This is a genomic window from Myxococcus qinghaiensis, from assembly GCF_024198215.1.
GTDB classification, from domain to species: Bacteria; Myxococcota; Myxococcia; order Myxococcales; family Myxococcaceae; genus Myxococcus; species Myxococcus qinghaiensis.
On the sequence record NZ_JAKCFA010000011.1, the window covers coordinates 90,316 to 107,580 of the forward strand.

The 17,265-nt window shown below is 71.4% G+C and carries 5 protein-coding genes; all 5 read right to left on the reverse strand.

Going from position 1 to position 17,265, the window contains the following annotated elements; genetic code table 11:
* Positions 1-73 precede the first annotated feature (73 nt).
* Positions 74-2,182, reverse strand: coding sequence for an adventurous gliding motility protein GltJ (gene gltJ, locus LZ199_RS21785; protein ID WP_253995665.1), 2,109 nt, complete (start codon positions 2,180-2,182; stop codon positions 74-76).
* A gap of 136 nt (positions 2,183-2,318) precedes the next feature.
* Positions 2,319-14,594: a tetratricopeptide repeat protein gene (locus LZ199_RS21790; protein WP_253995666.1), complete on the reverse strand. Its 12,276-nt coding sequence runs from the start codon at positions 14,592-14,594 to the stop codon at positions 2,319-2,321.
* A gap of 129 nt (positions 14,595-14,723) precedes the next feature.
* Positions 14,724-16,397 (reverse strand): DEAD/DEAH box helicase, encoded by a 1,674-nt coding sequence (locus tag LZ199_RS21795; RefSeq protein ID WP_323389798.1) that lies wholly within the window; start codon positions 16,395-16,397, stop codon positions 14,724-14,726.
* The gene (locus LZ199_RS46180) at positions 16,364-16,576 is read right to left on the reverse strand and encodes a hypothetical protein (protein WP_256569316.1); all 213 of its coding nucleotides are present in this window, start codon (positions 16,574-16,576) and stop codon (positions 16,364-16,366) included. The genes LZ199_RS21795 and LZ199_RS46180 overlap by 34 nt, the downstream gene beginning before the upstream one ends.
* Positions 16,577-16,607: 31 nt before the next feature.
* Entirely contained in the window at positions 16,608-17,240 is a 633-nt protein-coding gene (cglE, locus tag LZ199_RS21800) for an adventurous gliding motility protein CglE (protein WP_253995668.1), read from the reverse strand.
* Positions 17,241-17,265 lie beyond the last annotated feature (25 nt).

Sequence of the window (17,265 nt, forward strand, 5' to 3'; positions counted from 1 at the left end):
ACGAAAGCGAACACTCACACGGGCCCAAGTGCGACCCACGTGTCGCACTGGACCCGGAACCACCCTCGCCCGATCAGAAGGTGAACGGGAAGTCGATGGGCTCGCCCTGCTTCTTGTGACGAGGGAACGCCCAGCTCTTGATGAGCCCCGAGATGCAGCTCGCCATGTACGTGGTGCGGTACTCATCCGTCTTGCAGGTGACGTTCGCCGTCTTGCCGCTCGTCTGGATGGTCCACCGCATCACCAGCTTGCCGCTCAACATCGGGTCCTTCTTCTTCTGCTCGTTCACGCACTTCACGATGGCGGGCTTGTTGTTCAGCACCACCTCCATGATGTCGGAACGCTGGAGCGTGTCGCGCACACCACCGCCCCCCGGCTCGGGAGGAATGTAGGCGGTGGGCCGCGTCTCGGTGGGCTTGGCCTCGGCCTTCGGCTTCTTCGTACCGAACAGCTCGTCGAAGTCGTCGTCGCCATCGCTCGCCGCGGGCCGCTCCGCACGCGCCACGGGCCGCTCCTCGGGCTCTTCCCTGCGGCCCGAAGACGAGGAACCACTCGGCTTGCGAGGTGTTGACGGACGCTCCACCTTCGCCACGGCGGAGTCGAGCGGCTTCGCCGCTTCCACCGGAGGCGTGGCCACCACCGGCGCCTGCGCGACGACCGCGGGCGGGGGTGTCGCCACGGGCTGCGTCGGCGCTCCAGCGGCCACCGCCGGGTTCGCCGCATCGGGCGTTCCAGCCGCGACCGGAGGAGGCGTGGCAATGCCAGCAGGAGCTCCCGCCACCACGGCGGGAGGCATCTGCACGGGCGCGGCCACGGGCGGAGGATTCACGGGAGCCGCGACAGGCGGAGGCGCCGCCGCGACAGGCGGCGCGGCCACCGGCGTCGTCGGAGTCTCGACCTTGCTGTCACCCTTCATGGTGAACGCCAGGACACCACCGCCAAGCCCCAGCACCCCGATGGCGATACCCACCATCAGGCCCATCCGGTTCTTGCCGCCCTGCGCGGAAGCGCCACCCTGCTGCGCATACGTGGGCGCATAGCCCTGGGGCGGATACTGCGCGGGACCAGGCTGCGCATAGTGCGCGGGCTGCTGCTGCCCATACGGCATCTGCGCGGGCTGGCCATAGCCCGCCATGGGCTGCTGGGGATGCGGATACGGCTGCTGGGCCTGAGGCTGCGTCATCTGCGCGGCCATGGCCGCGCTCGCCCCCATCAGCGACGGAGAAGACACCGGCTCCGGGGGAGGCATGGGCACATCGAGCAGGCGCGACTGGGACACGGGCTCGCGGCCCAGCGGAGGCGCGGGCGTCGGCGGAGGCTTGGAGAACGCGTCATTCTCCTCCTTCACCAGCGAGGCCAAGACGCTGGCAGCGGAGGGCTTCCATCCCGCCGGCGCCTCGTGGGAGGCAGACGCAGGGGGCGAGCTGTCGTTCTTGGACGCCTTGCCCGCGCTGAACGCGGACTGCACCGGCCCGGACTGAACCGTGGGCGAAGTGCCCGACACCGGCTCCGGCGCGACGATGGTCGGCTTCGACGGACGCGGGGCGAGCACCGACGCCAGCTCCGCCGTCTCCGAGAGGGGAATCCAGTCGCTGAAGCCGGAGCGCCAGCAGAGGCTGTCGGGCCCCACCTCGCCGCGGTCCCAGGCGTCCTTTACCTTCTCGACAGAGAGCGGTCCCACCTGCTTCTCGTCGATGGCCACATACCAGTCGTGCGAAGAGGCCTGGGGCTTCGCCTCCTCCTTGTCGGGCTCGTCCTCGGCCTCGGCCAGCTTGCGCACGTTCTCCGCCGTGGCGTCGCGCGCCGCGGCCTCTCCGAGGGCCTCGCCCGTCGGAATCTTGTGCGTGCCGGAGCTGAGGACCTGGTCGAACACGGCTCCAATCTCGTCCTCCTCCACGTCGGTGAAGAGCCCGCCCTCCGGCGGAGTCCCCAGCGTGGCGGGCAGCGAGGAGGACGATGACGACTCGGCCTCCTTGCTCGGAGTGCTCGCGCCGTTCGAGGCGGAGGCAGGGGCGGAAGAAGTCGCGGGCTCCGACGGGGAATCCTTCCCCGCCGCAGCGCCCGCTGGGCGCACGGTGATGTTGTGGCCGCACTTCTTGCAACGAACCTTGACCCCCTTGGGGCCCACTTTGTCGTCGCTGATCATGTACTGCGCGCGGCAGCTGTCACAGACGAAACGCATCTCTTCCGCAAGCCTCGGAAATGACGGGAAAAATCCCGTCGGAATCGTAGAAGTGCCCACTGGAGGGGTCAAGGATCAGTGCCTTGACCGCCCGGTCGCTCATCAACGCGTGAACCCTTCTCGGGGTTCTATCGTGCTATCGACGAACCTGCACCTCCACGTGTGTGCCAACAGCCACACGCAGGTTGTGAAGCTCCTCGGACGTCGCGAAGACGAGCAACTCCTTGAGCTTGTTGCGAGGCGCCACCCGGAACGAGCTCCCCGTCTCCCCCTGGACCAGCCGGCGCACCGGCTCCATCTCCCCGGCGACGAAGAGGCCCGCACGTGATGCGGTGAGCTCCGCGCCCTCCAGGAACTGACGCACGGACTGAGGTGTCGCGGTGGGCAGCCAGGCACGCGCCGCCTTCGCGAGCGCCGCGCGGTCCACGTCGGTGAGGACCTTCTCCAGGGCGCGCCGCTCCATCTCCACGCCGTGGAGGGATTCGGCGACACGCACATTGCCCACCACGAGGTTGAGGGCCGCCTGGAGGATGGCCTCCAGTCGCTCCGCGGGCACGTACTGCGCGAAGGCCAGCTCCGGACGGGCCAGCGCGAGGGCACGCCCCAGGAGGTAGTACACCTCCTTCTGTCCCTGCTCCGCGAAGTACTTGCCACCCACGCGGACGCAGGGCGGGTGCGTCTGGAGGAGCTCCACGTTGACCAGCGGCTCCGGGGCGGGCTCGTTGGAGCGCTTGGCCATGCGCTCACGCGTCGCCACGAGGAAGGGTGAGTACAGCTCCACGCCCTCCATGCCCAACAGGCGCGCCACGTAGCGGTAGTGGTGCACGTGGTACTCCTGCGCGCTGGCCACGTCGATGCGGTGCTTCTTGGGCACGAGCTGGTACTGCGTGAAGGGCACCGCGTACAGGTGGCCCGCCTTCGCGAAGAGCAGTCCGAGCAGCTCCGCCAGGGGACCACGCGACTTCGGGTGGAACAGCTGGGTGTGCCACAGCTGGTCGTCCACAGGCCGCTGCGCCACTTCCTTCTTCTTCGCGTAGGGCCCCAGCTTGGAGAGGATCTCCTTCTCGTCCTCCCCCGCTTCGCCCAGGAGCCCGGACGCGGCCTGTGCCGCGAGCCACGCCAGGTCGTAGTCCTTGCGCAGCGCCGCCAGCCGGACCAGCTGTCCGCACACCTTGCGCGCGTCCGTCGTGTGAGGCAGCGCGCGACGAAGCGCGGCGATGGCCTCTTCCTCCTTGCCGGGCATGTTGCCAGCGAGGTCCGCGAAGGCCTCCTGCACCACCGCGTCGTCCGGGAGCCCCTTGGCGGCCACGCCATAGGCGGCCACCGCGCCCTCCGGGTGCTTGAGCACCTGGTGGTACAGGTCACCCAGCGCGCGCCACAGCGCCATGCGTGCCACGTGCGTCTCCGGCGTCTTGGGCAGCCGGCCGAGCATCTTCGTGTAGTTCTCCTCCAGCTGCTTCCACTGGCGGGCACCGCCGAGCATCGCCTCCAGGGAGCTGAACGCCTCGACGAAGCGCGGGTCCAGGTCCAGGGCCGCGTTGAACGCCTGCGTCGCGCCCTCCACGTCCTTCAGGTCATCGCGGCGCAGCTCGCCCAGCGCGAACCACACGCGCTTGGCCTTGTGCGGCTCCGAAGCGAGCGCGGGCAACGCCAGCATCCGCGCCAGCACATCCGCGGCCTTCTGGCCCTGCCGCGTCTCGCGCAGGAGCACGTACAGCTGGTCCATCACCTCCAGCGCGTCCGGCTGGACCTTGAGCGCGCCGGTGAAGGCGTCGATGGCCATGTACGGGTCATGCAGCTCGTCGCGGGAGATGCGGCCCAGGTCCAGGTACACCTTCGCCTTGGCGTCGTCCTCCAGCACACCGACGAGCTGCTGGCGCAGGTCGGCGGACTTCTCGAACTGGCCCGCCTTGTCCATCAACACGACGAGCGCGCGCAGCGTGGGCTCGTGGCCCGGGTCGATGGCGAGCGCCTTCTCGAAGTGGTTCTGCGCGCGGTCCACCTGGCCAAGCGCCGCGTGGATGTCACCGAGCTGCCAGTAGACCTCCACCACCTCCAGGTCCGTGAGCTCCTCGCGGTGGTGGATGAGGATGGTCTGGAACACCTTGAGCGCGCCCTCGTAGCGGCGCGTCTGGACCAATAGGTTTCCGTAGCCCTCGAGCGCCGGCAGGTACGTCGCGTCACGCTCGTATGCCGTCTCGTAGCAGCTCAGGGCCTTGTCGCGGCGTCCCAGCTTCTCCGCCACGTAGCCCAGTCGGTAGAGCTGGCGGCACAGGTCCGCGGCGGTGGCCGCGTCCTTCTCCACCATGGCCTTCTCCGACAGCTTGCGCGTGACGATGTCCAGCATCCGCTCGGCCGTCGCCCACTCCTCGTGGGCGATGTAGACGTCCGCCAGCGGGCGCGCGGCCTCGATGCTGTCCGGGATGTGCTTGAGCGCCTCTTCCCAGTAGCCCGTGGCCGTGTCGCGGTCCTCGCGCGTCTCCGCGTGGTAGCGCGCCACATCCAGCAGGGCGCGGCCCTTGGCGGCCGGGTCCTCGGTCTGCTCCGCCTCCTGGCGCAACGTCTGCTCGTAGCCGCTCCAGTCCTTCTCCTGCTCCTGGATGCCCTTGAGGGCGCGGATGCTGGGCAGGTGGCCCGCGTCGATGGCGATGGCCTGCTGATAGGCGCTCCGGGCGCTGCCCGAGTCCATCAGCATGTCCTCGTTGATCTTCCCCAGGCGGTAGAACAGCTCCACCGCGTCCTTCGACTGGCCGGCGAGCTCCGCTTCCTTCTGGAGCATCTCCAGCGCGAAGGGCCAGTTGCCGCTGCGCTCGTACAGATTGCCCAGGGCGTGCAGCGCGGGACGGCTCTCCGGGTCCGCGGCGAGCGCGGCGTGGTAGCTGTTGACCGCCCGGTCCACCACCTTGAGCGACTGGTACTGGACGTTGCCGATGTCCACGTACAGCTCGGCCTGCTCCTGCGGGCTGACGGCCAGGGAGAGCTGCCGCTCGTAGGCGTTGATGAGGTCTTCCCAGCGCGCCTGCGCCCGGCGCAGCCGGATGAGGACCTTGATGGCCTGGACGTTCTGCGGGTCGATGGAGAGCACACCCTCCACGCACACGTCCGCGTTGGCCGGGTTCTGGTACTTGTCCTCCCAGATGCTGGCACTGCGGAACAGGACGCGGACCTTCTCGCGCCAGTCCTCGCTCAGCTCCAGCATCCGCTCGTAGATGGCGAGCAGGTCCGCGGGCTGGTCCAGCTTGGTGTGCAGCCGCTCCAGCGACTCCAGCGCCTCGCGGTTGACCGGGTCCAGCTCCAGCGCCTGCCGGTAGGCGGCGACGGCGGAGTCGTCATCGGAGAGGTCTCTCTCGAAGACACCGGCGACCTCCACCTGGATGCGCGCGCGCTCCTCGGCCGTGTCCGCCAGGTCGCGGGCACGCAGGAGCGCCATCGCCACGTCTCGCCACGCGCGCTGCCGCCGGTACAGCGCGATGAGCACACCGAGCGTCTCCGCGTCCGGCTCCAGCTCCAGGGCGCGCAGGAGCGCACTGGCGGCCTCCGACGGGTCCTCCAGCTTCTCGTCCCAGACGCGCGCAATCTCCTTCAGGATGCCCTTGCGCTGCTCGATGGAACCGGCGGCCTCGAGCTTCTGCTCCAGCGCCACCACGTACTCGCGCTCCTGGCCGCGACGGTGGAAGACAGCGGCCAGTCCGTCCAGCGCGGTGGCGTTGGTCGGGTCGAACTCGAGAATCTTCCGGAACGCGGCCTCCGCGGCCTGCGGGTCGTCCAGGCGCGTGTCATGGACGCGCGCGAGCGTGGCGTAGAGCCGCTCCGCGAGCGGGCCGCGAGGCAGCTCGTCCGCAACCTCTTCGAAGACGGCGGCCAGCTCCTCGTGGCTGCCCGTCTCGTCCGCCAGGCGCTCCACTTCCTCGCGCAGCGAGTCGTCCGAGGCATCGAGCTGCAACGCGCGGCACAGCGCCAGGAAGGCCACATCCTTCTGTCCCAGCCGCTCTTCCTGCACCCGGGCCAGCTCGCGCAGCGCGGCCATCTTCTCTTCGTCCGTGACGAAGTGGGGCATGTAGCGGTCGACCGCCGTCGCGTAGGCGCGCCAGTCGTTGTACGTGCGGTACAGGTCGCACACCCGCTCGTAGGCCGTGCGGTTCGACGGGTCCAGCTCCAGCAACTTCTCCAGGGCCCCCGAGGACTGCTCGGGCTTGCCACCCGGCCCTGCCCACAGGTCCGCCACCTCGACGTACGTGGCGACGGCCTGCTCACGCTCCTCGGCGCCCAGGTGCACCTGCACCTTGAGCTCCAGCGCGCGGACCGCGTCGTTCCACGCGCGCAGGGAGACGAAGAGCGCGTGCACCCGGACGAGTTCCTGCACCTGGTGCGGCTCCACCTCGAGCGCGCGGCGCGCGGCGTCCAGCGACTCCTCGCGACGGCCCATGCCGGCCAGCACTTCCGCCAGGCGCAGGCGCAGCGCCTTCACGCCCTCGCTGTTCTCCTGGAGGGGGATGAGCCGGCGCAGCACGCCGACGAGCTCCTCGCGCTGCTCCGTCTCGTCGTACAGCTCTCGCAGCGTGTCGAGCACCGCGCGATTGCGCGCATCCCGGTCCAACGCCGCCTTGAAGTACGGCACGGCCGCATCGGGCTGCTTGAGCAGCCGGTACACCACGCGCCCCAGCCGCTCGTTGAGGCGCACCACCTCGCGAGGGTCCAGCGTCATCGCCAGACGTCCCTCGAGCAGCTCGCGCAGGTCCTGCGGCCGGTCCGCGCGCTCGTACAGCGACTCCAGCGCGGAGAAGGCCTGCTCGTTGCGCGCGTTCTTCGCCAGCAGCTCGCGGTACAGCTCGATAGAGCCGCCCAAATCCGAGAGCCCCTCGGCGGACACCTGCGCCATCTTCGCCAGGACGCGGTCTCGCTCCGGCCCCACGACCTTGTCGGCCTGGAGCTTGAGGATGGCGTAGAGCTTCTCCGACGCCGAGGCGCCCTCGTAGATGCTCTCCAGCAGTCGCGCGGAGGCCAGGTGACCGGGCTCCAGCTTGAGGATGGCCTCGTACGCCCCCGCCGCGCGGTCCGGACTGTCCAGCCGCTCCTGGTAGAGCTGCCCCAGGCGGAACAGGTAGCCCACGCGCTCCACCTGCTCGGTGGACGTGGAGACCAGCGCCTCCAGGATGCCCGCAAGCTCCGGCCACGCCTGCAGCTCCATGTACAGGCGGTCCAACGCCACCAGCGCCCGTCCCTGAACCGCGACGTGCAGCGTGCGCGCCCGCTCGTAGTACGACACCGCGCGGTCGGAGTCGCGCAGCTTCGACTCCAGCAACTGGCCCAGCTTCAAGCACACCTGAGCGGCGTCAGCGGCCTCGGCCACGCGAGGCAGGGCCTCCTCGTACGCGGCGACCAGTTCGTCATAGCTGTCGGACGCGTCCGTCGCGTTCTCCAGACGCCGGCGCACCTCGCCGTCGTTCGGGTCCTCCTTGAAGGCGCGGAAGAGGGCCAGGAACGTCAGCTCCACTTCGCCCTGCGACTCACGCAGCGTAGCCAGCTCGCCCAGCAGCGCCTTGCGCTCGAACGAGTCCGCGGACACGCCCACGCGCGTTTCGATGACCTGCGCCAGCCGGGGCACGTCGCCGCTCGCGCGGAAGGCCCGCAGCAGGGTCTCCACGGCGAGCAGGTTCTGCGGCTCGCGCGTCACCAGGCCTTCCATCCGGCCCACCGCGCCGGGATGGTTGGGCTGCACCGTCAGCACCTCGCCGTACAGCGCCAGCGCGCCCGTCCTGTCCAACAGTCGCGTCTCGCGCACCGTGGCCAGCCGGAACTTCAGCTCCAGCCCCGCCTCCGGTGGCATCAGCGCGATGCGGCGGGCCAGCACGTCCGCCAGCTCCGGCCAGCGCTCCTGCTTCTGGCAGAGCGCCTCCATCCGCTCCAGCGCGGCCATGTCGTCCGGCTTGATTTCCAGCAGTCGCCGGAACGTCGCCAACGCACCGAGCGCGTCTTGGAGCTGCTCCTCCTGCAGATGTCCAATCTGGAAGAGCACCGCCGCGCGGCGGGCCGGCTCCTCGGCCACGGCGAGCTGACGGCGCAGCACCTCCAGCAGCTCCGTCGGCTTGCCCTGCGAGGCCACCAGGCGCACGGTGCCATCCAGCGCCTCGGTGTCCGTGGGACGCAGCTCCAACACGCGCTTCCACGACGTCAGCGCCTCGGAGGGCTCGCCCAGGTCCGTCTGCAGTCGCGCCAGGGTCCGGTACAGCTCGGCCCGCGCGGCGTCACCTGCCTTGGGGGCGACTTCCATGATGACCGCACCCAGCTCTTCGGGAGCCTCGGCCCGGTCCACCAGCGACGCGCACAGCTCCAACGAGCGCAGGTCGTCTGGCAGCTCGCGCAATGCGCGAGTCGCCGCCAGGAAGCCCATCTCCGCGTTCTCCAGCGGGCCGGCATACATCTCCGCGATGCGACGCAACAGCGCCGCGCGCTCCTGCGGCACCGCCTCCGCCGACACGCGGGACTCCAGCATCTCCACCTGCTTCAGGTGGTTGCCCACCGCGACGAACACCGGCTCCAGCGTGCTGGCGGCGGCGCCTCGCAGCGGACTCTCCGAGCGGGCCATCTCCTCCAGCGCGCCCACCGCGCCCGCATGTCCCGCCCGGCGCGCCAGCACCGCCTGGTACAGCTCCAGGGCACCGCGCGGGTCATCCAGGCGCGAGAACTTCAGCCGGCCCAGGCGCACGCGCAGGTCGGAGGCTTCTTCCTGCGCGCCCCGCGCGTCCGCGAGCTGGGTCTCCCGCTCGATGTGCTGCGCCAGCTCCGGCCAGCGCTCCATGTCCGCCAGCACGCGGCCCAGCAGCTTGATGGCGTTCGCGTTCTCCGGCCGCAGCGCCAGGACATCGCGGTACGCCTGCGCCGCCAGCGCCTTGTCCGCCAGCGTCTCCTCGGCGAGGTGCGCCAGCTCGAACAGGAGGTTCACCTGCGACGCCGCGTTCGGCTCCGCCGCCACCTGGCGCCGCATGACGAGCGCCAGCTCACGGTGCGCGCCGGTGCGACGGTGGACTCGGGAGATGGACTCCAGCACCGACTTGTTCTTCGGGTCCCTCCGGCTCACCTCCTCCAGCGCCCGGACCGCCAGGTCGTAGCGCTTGAGTCGGTTGTCGTAGAGCGTCGCCAGTCGTCGCCACAAGTCGCCCGCGAGCGGCTCCTGTGTGTCGCGCTCCAGCTGGTCCTCGTAGGCGCCAGCGACCTCCTCGAACGAACCGGAGTCGGCCGCCAGCCGCTCCAGCTCGTCCCGCACGGAGGTCTCCTGCGGGAACTCGTTGAAGGCCCGCAGCCGCGCGACGAACGCGAGCGAGGTCTGCCCCAGCGCCTCGCGCAGGGTGGCGATCTCCTGGATGTGCTCCAGCCGCCGCTCCGGCGCGACGCCGTGCAACAGCACCTCCAGCACCTCCACCAGCTTTCGCGTGTCGTTCAGGCCGCGATAGACGGGCTCCAGCAGACGCGCCGCCTCCACGCGGGGCCCGTCGTGCGCCATCAGGCGCTCCAGGCCCGCGACCACCTGGCCGTCACCGGGCGCCAGCTCCAGCAGCCGGCGATACACCGGCAGCGCCTCCGTCGGGCCCACTTCCTTCTCGAGCAACTGCGCGCGCTTCAGCAGCCAGCCCCGTCGCGCGGCGTCATCCGCGGCGCCCTCGGCGAGCTGCTCCAGCACGTCCGCCTGCTCCACGAACCGCCGCGCCTTCGCGTACAGCTTCTCCAGCGCGAGCAACCCCTCGGGCACCCTTCGCAGCGCGAGCGCGGAGCGGTACGTCTCGACGGCCCGCGCGTCCTCGCCCGCGTTGGCGTAGGCCTCGCCCGCCTTGAGCAACAGCCCGACGCGCTCTTCCGCGTCCTGGGAGAGCTGGGCCTGGCGGGTGTAGACCTCGGAGAGGCTCTTGGCGTTCTGGCCCTTCTCGTACAGCCGGGACAGCGCCTCCAGCGCCTGACGGTCCTGCGGAGCGTCCGCGAGCAGGTTCTTCCAGAGGCGCGCGGCCTCCTCGGGCTGATCCAACGACTCGCGAATCTCCGCGGCGCGGCGCAGCAGCTCCAACGCCGCCGGGTCGCCTTGCGTGAGTTCCACCGCCGCGGACTCGTAGATCTCCGCGAGCACCTCGTGCGAGCCCGTCTCACGCGCCAGGCGCTCCAGGTCGGGACGCACGCCTTCCCGGTCCAACCCCTGCGCGAAGGACTTCACCGCCGACATGAAGGCCAGCGACGGCTGGCGCATGTCGCGCTCGTAGATTCGGCGAATCTCCCCGGACAGGAGGATCTTCTCCACCGTGAGGGCCGACTCCATCCGCGCCTCGCGCAGCGCCACGCGGCTGGCATGGTCCCCCACCTGCGCGAGCACCGGGTCCAGCACCTCCAGCGCGGCGCCACTGGCGGGCACCGCCGCCTTCACCCACGCCTCCAGCGCGGCGCGCGAGCCCGGGTGACCGGAGTCCTCGGAGAGGATGCGCTTGTAGAGGCCCAGCGCCGCGTTCGGGTCGTCCAGCACCGTGCGCTGCAGCTCCGCCAGCCGGAAGGAGACTTCTCGTCCCTGCGGGCTCTGCCCCTCCTGGTTGCGGCGCAGCGCCAGCGCCCAGGCCAGGTCCTGGTGCTTTTCCAGCTCCGTGTAGAGCCTGTCCAACGTCGCCGCGGCCTCACGGCTGGCCGAGTCGCGCTCAGCAATCGCCCGCCACGCCTCTGACGCGCTCTCCAGGTCCGACAGGCGCGTCTCGTGAAGCAGCGCGGCCTCGCGCAGGAACGCGAGCTGCTCTGCGGGCTCCGGCGACGCGGCGGCCAGCTTCTCCAGCACCTCCGCCAACGCGGCCCACTCCTCGCCCGCGCGGTGCAGACGCTGCAAGGCACGGAGGCTGTCCAGGTTGCCCGGCTCCAGGGCCAGCAACGCACGCAGCGCCTTCACCGCGCCCGCCTTGTCGTCGAGCTTCTTCTCCTGCACCTCGGCCAGCTCGCGCAGCAGCGCGCCGCGCGCGGGGCCCACATCGCCCTCCTCCGCCAGCTCCGCGAGGATCTCCGCGTAGCTGTCCACCGAGTCCGCGTCCTCCGCCGCCTGACGCGCCGTGGAGCGAAGTCCCGCGTCGCCCGGCGCCAGCCGCAGGGCCCGCGCCAGGGCGGCGAACGCCAGCTCCGGCTGTCGCAGGTGCGCCAGATGCACCTGCGCGGCCTGCCGCAGCACCTGCACCCGCGCCGCGTCGTCCTTCGCCACTTCCGCCAGGACATCCAGCGTGGCCACGAGCTTGCGGTGGTCCTTGGTCCGCTCGAGCGCGGGCACCAGCACGCGCGCCGCCGCCTCGCGCGCGGGCCCCGAGGCCAGCATCGCCTCCAGCGCCGCGAGCGCATCCGGGTCCGAGGGACGCTGGAGCAGGATGTCCGCGTAGCTCTGCACCGCCTCCGCGCTGCCGTCCTGCGTGCCCTGCAGCAACTGCGCGCGACGCAGCTTCAGCCGCGACACCTTGTCCGACTCGCCCGCCGACTCCGCCAGGCCAATCATCCGCGCCAGCGTCTCGCCGAGCTCGCGCGTGCGGCCCGCCTTCTCGTACAGCTCCGCCAGGCGCGGCAGGTGCCGGCCCTCCTCGGCGCCATGCGAGAGCGCGGAGTTGAGCGCCTCGGCGGCCTGCGCCGGACGGCCCAGCTCCACGTTCAGGTCCACGAGTTGGAGGAGCAGCTCCAGCCGCTCCGCCCCGCGTGCGCCGTGGATGCGCTTGCGCAGCAGCTCCTCGGCGTCCGCCGAGCGTCCCGCGCGCCCATACAGCCGCACGAGCCGCTGGAGCACCGGGCCCGACTCCGGAGCCCGCTCCACCGCGGCCTCGAGCGCGGCGATGGCATCCGCCACCAGCCCGCCCTCCTCCGTCAGCGTCGCCGCCTCGGTCAGCAGCGACAGCGCCAGCGTCGGGTCTTCCGACTCCGTCGCGAGCGTGCGCAGCACCCGGCTCAGCTCCGCGTGCGCGGACAGGTCCCTCGCCAGCCGCAGCGCCTCGGCGCGCGTGGAGTCGTCCCTCGGGTCCTCGCGCAGCACGCGCACCCGGGTGTCGAAGGCCGCACGGCTGTCCGCGAGCTGCTTCTCGTGGATGCTCGCCAGCAGCGAGAAGAGGCGCTTGCGCGCCGTCGGCTCCGTCGTGGCCTCCAGCTGCTGCTGGAGCGCCGCCACCTGCCGCTGGTGGTCTCCGGAGCGCCCGTAGTGCGCCGCCAGCGCCTCGGTGACTTCCTGCGTCCGCACCCCCGCCGCCGCCAGTCGCTCCAGGCCGCCCACCACCACGCCGGTGGACACGTTCTCCGACAACAGGCCCAGGAACAGGTCCGCCGCGTCCTCCTGACGTCCCAGCCGCTCCGCGTACAGCTTGGCCTGCCGCGCCATCCACTCGTTGCGCTCCAGCTGCGTCTCCGCCAGCGACGCCAGCCTTCCCGCCAGCGACGCCGCTTCGTCGAAGCGAGACAGCGCCACGCACAGCGCTTGCAGCCGCTGCACCGCGCCCACCTCGTCGGGCGCGAGCTGCATCCACTCGCGCACCAGCGGCTCCAGCTCCTCGGGCGCGGCGCCAGCGGCCTCGCGCCGCGTCACCTCCGCCTCCAGCCGGGCCTTCGGGTCATCCGCGAGCGCCGCGGCTGCCTGCAGCGACTTCACCGCCTCCGCGGCGACCTCGTCACCGGGAAGCCGCGCCAGCACCTCGCGCCACGCGGCCTCCGCGCGCACCGGGTCCGCCAGCGGTCCCTGTAGCAGCTGCGCCAGGTGCCGCCACAGCGTCGCCGCGACTTCCACCACCGGGGCCGCCTGCGCCGCGCGCTGGAGCGCCAGGGCCAGCGCTGGCCGGGCATTCGCCTTCTCCGCGTGCTCCACCACCGAGCCGAGCAGCAGCGGACGCGCGGGATCCAACTCGAGCGCGCGCGACAGCACCTCGAAGGCACCACGCGCGTCGTCCTTCTCCTCGAACATCAGCGCGAGCGCCTCGCAGAAGGCCACCCGCTCCGCCCGGGGACGCGGCGCCAGGAGCGCCAGGTCCAGGAGCGGCACCACGGCCTCCAGTTCCTCGTCCTCGGCCAACAGTCGCGCCAGTTGGAAGGCCGCCAGCGCATGCGTCGGGTCCAGCTTCAGCGCCGCTTCCAGGTGCGCGCGCGCCGCCGCGCCGTCCTTCAGCTGCGTCAGGCACAGCTCCGCCAGGCGCAGCCGCATCGAGGCCTGCCCCGGCTTGTCCTTCACCGTGGCCAGGTAGCGCTCCAGCACCACCACCGCGTCCGCCGCCCTGCCGCCCTCCAGCAACAGCTCCGCCGAGAGGCTCGCCGCGTCCGCGCGCGACGGGTCCGCCGCCACCGCCTTCTCGAAGGCCCCCAGCGCGCCCGGCGTGTCGTTCAGCCGGCCCAGCCGCAGCGTGCCCACGCGCAGCCACAGGTCGACCTGCGCGGAGCGGTCCTTCACCTCGCCCGCCATGGCTTCAATCTGGGCAATCGCCGCCGCGAAGTCGCCGCCGGAGCGCGCGGCCATCTTCTCGATGAGCGACAGGCCCTCGGGCATGCCCGGCCACAGCAGGAAGCAGCGGTCCAACGCCTCCTTCACCTTGCCGGCTGCTCCCGGGTCGTACCAGGCGAACAGCTTCGCCACGAGCAAGGACAGCCGGGCGGCGCTCTTCCTGTCGCGCTCCTCCAGCGACATGCTGCGCAGCATCCGCACGCGGTCCCGCCACGTCTGCTCGAAGCGCTGCAGCGCCCGGGTGGCCTTCTCCACGCGCGCGTTCTGCGGCTCCAACGTCCGCGCGACCTCCAGCACGCGCTGCGCCAGCTCGTGCTCGGTGGGGTCATCCACCAGTCGCTCGGCCAGCGCCGCGTACTCCTCGGACATCCCCGCGTCGCCCAGCGCCTCGCGCTCGCGCTCCAGCGCCTCGAAGGCCGTCTGGAAGCGCTCCTCGGACAAGAGCAACTGCCGCACGCGCCGGAAGATGGCGCGGTCCGACTTGGCCCGCGCCGCGCGCTGCAGGCACAGCACCGCCCTGTCGCGACGGAAGAGCTTCTGCTCGTAGAGGTCCGCGGCCTTCAGGTAGTGGCCCGCGCTCTCCTCGCCCTGCGTGGAGCTGCCCAGGCGCTCCAGCACGTCCGCGAGCGCCGCGGCGTCCTGACGCGACTCATGCAGCCGCTTGAGGCCCCGCAACGCGGGCAGCGGCTCCTTCGCCACCAGCAAGGCGCGCTTGAGCAGCTCCTCGGCGCGAGGCGCGTTGCGTTGACGCTCGTGCGCCAGCTCCGCGGCACGGCACAACAGGCGCACGGCCTCGTCGGTGGCGACATCGCGCGAGCGACCCTCGTACAGACGAATCAGCTCTTCCACGCGGCCGGCTTTCTCCAGGGAGGCCTCGGCTTCGACGAAGCTCCGGTCATCGGACACGCGCAGCGTGGGTCGAGGAGACGTGGGCTGTTGCATGGGGAGGGCGGGCCTCGGGGGTGAAAATGGAACGCAACGGGGGCGCCAGCCGCCGGACTCTACCGGCCGCGAGCGCCCCCGATCAATCGTGCAAAACCCGCCAAAGGGCGGGAATCATTGGCCTTCTTGCTACTCGGCCGAGGAAGCGTCGGGGGGAACGTCCCCTTCCTCGCCCCCCGCGCCGCCTTCAGACGACTCGGCGGAGGCCGGGGCCGCCAGCGGCGTCTCCGGCAGGGCCTTCGCACGCTCCACGCCAGCGGTGTCGTTGAGCTGGGTGTAGAGGGCCACGGCCTTGTCACGCTGCTGCAGCTCTTCGGCGAGCTGGGCGGCGCGGGGCAGGTTGCCGAGCTTCTCGTGCAGCGGCAGCGCCTTGTCCTTGCGCCCCGCGGCCTCCCACGCCTCGGCGGAAGCCGCGACGTCGCCCAGCAGCTCCAGCCAACGGGCGCGGCCCGCCGGCTTCTGCTCCTGCTCGGCCCGGGCCAGCTCGCGCTGCGCCAGCTCCTTCGCCTCTTCGTCCAGCTTCAGCCGCTGCATGAAGTGGAACGCCTTGGGAGGAGGCAGCGTGCCCAGCACCTCCACGGCCTCGCGACGCTGACCCGCCGCCACGAGCAGCGTGGCCGCGCCCAGCCGGTCCCCACGCTCCACCAGGCTCTTCACCTCGAGCCCGCGGATGCGGTTGGCGCTGGCCATGTCGCGCGAGCGCTCGTACGCCTTGCGCGCCAGGGTCAGCTTCCCCGCACGCTCGTACGCGAGCGCCGCCTGGTCGAACTGGCGAGCGCGCTCGTACAAGCGCGCCACGTTCTCGAAGTCGCCCTTGCCGACGTAGTGCTCCATCAGGAGCTCGTAGGCACCGGCCTTCTCCAGCGTGGGAGCGAGCTGATCCGGAGGCAGCGTGCCCACCAGCCGGCGCGCGGCGTCGTTGTCGCTGCCCGCCAGCGCCGTGCGAAGCGCGCTCTTGAGGTCGCCGCCCGCCTCGAACAGCCGGGTGGCATCCGCGAAGCCATTGTTCCGCTCGTGCAGCCGGGCCGCGTCACGCGTGCGGCCCATGCCCTCGAGCTGCTTGGCCTGGTCCTTCCAGTCGCCCGTCAGCTCCGGCACCGGACGACGCTCGCCCCGCTCCGGACGCTCAGCGCGCTCGGGACGCTCACCGCGAGGCGCCCGCTCCGGACGCTCACGCCGCTCGCCACCCGCCGCCGCGCCGCGCTCGGGACGCTCACCGCGAGGCGGCCGCTCCCCTCGCTCCGGACGTTCACGCCGCTCACCGCGCTCCGGACGAGCCTCCGTCCGGGCCGCGGGCGCCGCGGGCTCCTCGACCTCGGGACCCGGCTGACGACCGCTGGCGGCGAAGGCCACCTCGGCGCGCTCCCGGTCTCCCGCCGCGCGCCAGACCTGTCCCACCAGGAACAGCACGTCCGTCCACGCGTCGAACTTCTCCTTCGCCGGGTCCACCGCGGGCGCCGCCGGAGCAGCCGCCTCGGTCGGAGCCGCCGCGGCCTCCGGAGCGCCTTCCGCGCCCTCCGCCGGAGCAGCGGCCTCGGCCGGAGCCTCGACCGGAGCAGCACTCGCCTCCGCCGGGGCCGAAGCCTCCGGAGCGGCCGGCTTGGGCTGGCGCTGCACGCGCAGCATCGTGGTGATGAGCTTGCCGCGCGTGTTGAGGTCCAGGTCCTCCAAAGACTTCAGCCGCATGGGCCGCAGCGAGCGAACAATCGCCTGCAGCGGGCCCCTCTCGGCCGCGAAGTCCGTCTTGGAGAACGCCTTCTCAAGCGCGTTCAGCTCGGCGATGACGCGCTGCCCAGGGCCCACAGGCCCCTCGTCGCGTCCACGCCCGCGACCATCACGGCCACGGCCTTCGCCCCGTCCACCAGGGCCACCCGGACCGCCTCGGCCACCAAAACCACCGCCAGGACCGTCACGGCGCGGGCCCTGACCCGGCGCACCCCCGTCACGACCACGCCCACCCGGGCGCGGCCCACCGCTTCCATTCTCCTGAGGCACGTCTTTCTCCCGCTGGAACTAGAACGCGTAGCGAATGTTCGGCGCCACCGCGAACCCGAACGAGCCTCCGGAAACGAGGTAGTTCCCCGTGACCTCGAGCCCCACGGAAAAGTGGCGCAACCGTGTGTAGTACTCCACTCCGGGCCCGGCAAACACAAGAATGTCGGAATCCGGAAGGAGACGCTTCGGCGAGAACATCGCATAACCCGCGCCTGCGCGGACATAGAACCACGTGCGCTTCACTTCCTGGCTGTCGGCCAGGCCCACCAGACGCGCTCGCAGCACGGCGCCGGGGACGAAGGTGGAGAAGTCACCGGACACCGCGCCACCGGACTCGCCGATGTACTCCGCGCTGGTGCGGATGCTGGAGCCCATGATGAACAGGCCCACGGACACCCGCTCGCCCAGGTCCACGCCGAACTCCACCTGGGCCATGGGGCCCGAGGAGAACGGCCGGGGCGTCCCCTCCGCCGCGGGGGGATTGGTCAGGAAGAGCGGACCGCCGAGCAGCGCGAAGTAGAAGCCGCGCTCGATTTCATCGAACGTGACGGCGGGCTTGTCTCCCGTCGCCGTGGAAGGTGGTTGCTGAGCGCTCGCGGCCACGGGGAGGACGAACACGGCACACAGGGCAATGGAGGCGAGGGCTTTCATGCGGTCCTGAGGTTGACGTGGCTCC